The 1190-nt window shown below is 39.9% G+C and carries 3 protein-coding genes; all 3 read right to left on the minus strand.

The window, feature by feature from the left end; translation table 11 throughout:
* Positions 1–66: recombinase family protein (locus H150_RS15065; RefSeq protein WP_425424989.1), on the minus strand; the 66-nt coding region annotated here is incomplete at its 3' end.
* A 10-nt stretch (positions 67–76) separates the two neighbouring features.
* Positions 77–412, minus strand: coding sequence for a DEAD/DEAH box helicase (locus tag H150_RS0113365; protein WP_019959555.1), 336 nt, complete (start codon positions 410–412; stop codon positions 77–79).
* A gap of 302 nt (positions 413–714) precedes the next feature.
* Positions 715–1092: a helix-turn-helix domain-containing protein gene (locus H150_RS14600; protein WP_019959556.1), complete on the minus strand. Its 378-nt coding sequence runs from the start codon at positions 1090–1092 to the stop codon at positions 715–717.
* Positions 1093–1190 lie beyond the last annotated feature (98 nt).

A 1190-nucleotide genomic window follows, 5' to 3' on the forward strand; every position in this document is an offset into this window, starting at 1 on the left:
TTGCTTGACACTACGGCCCAGACGATCTAGCTTCCAAACTACTAAGGTGTCTCCTTCACGTAGCATTTCCAACGTTTTAGACAAACCTGGTCGGTTCAGATGTTACATTCAGATATTTGCTATAGGCTCTGACATTTTCCCCAATTTGTGCGGCTAATTCACGTGTTGGCGTCAATATTAAAGCTCGGCAACGATTAGGATGTGCTGGCTTACCTTTTAACAAATGTTGCAACATTGGTAATGTAAAGCCAGCCGTTTTACCCGTACCTGTTTGAGCAGCTGCCATGACATCATGGCCTCTAATAATGGCAGGAATGGCTTCAGCTTGAACAGGAGAAGGGATGGTATAACCTTGTTCCGATACGGCACGCAAGATTGGCTCGGCAAGGCCGAGTTCAGAGAATTGAGTCATTAATTTGGTATCTATGGTAATGCTGACTAATGGGAAATGTAGTCTGATGTCAGCCACCAAAACTACTGAATGTCGAAATTCAACGAAGACATGGACTGTATTAAAAATCTTTTAGTAAGTCCAATAAATAAAAAAACTATTAAGATAAATAAAACATAAAGATAACCAATTAATTTTTAAATTGAAATGGCAATCTTCCCAAGTTTTAATCAGCCAAATCAGTAGAATCGAGCTGCCATCAATAGAATCTTGCTACTGTTTGACTTGATAAAATCTTCATGATACTAGTTAGTATCAACTGATTACATCTTCTTTGAAACTCTATAAACCGTCGCCACGCCACAACCTACAGCTTTGGCAATTTCCTCTTTGGTCATATGATTGCTTGCCAATAATTGCTTGATGCGATTGTGTTTGGCCAAGTTGGCTTTTTTACCGGTTGGTTTGTAGCCTGAACGTTGTAAACCCTGAATAATACGCTCTCGGCGCTTTTCATTGTCCAGTCGCGCCATTGTGGCCAATAAATCAATCAGCATGTTGTTGATCAATTCTAAAAGGGACGTGGTAATGGTATCGTCGTGTTTGATTTGCATGTGAGTGGTTGGTAAGTCAGACACAATCAATCGCAAACCTTTGTCTTTGATTTGTTGCTTCAGAATTTCAAAATCAGCTTGTTGCAAACAGAGCTATAGTCATTTCTGGTGTATGACGTACAAATGAAGAAGGCGTATCCTGTTGATTGATTTCCGCCAAGATTTCAACCAACAAAAGGAATACG

The sequence above is a fragment of the Vitreoscilla stercoraria DSM 513 genome (assembly GCF_000382305.1).
Classification (GTDB): domain Bacteria; phylum Pseudomonadota; class Gammaproteobacteria; order Burkholderiales; family Neisseriaceae; genus Vitreoscilla; species Vitreoscilla stercoraria.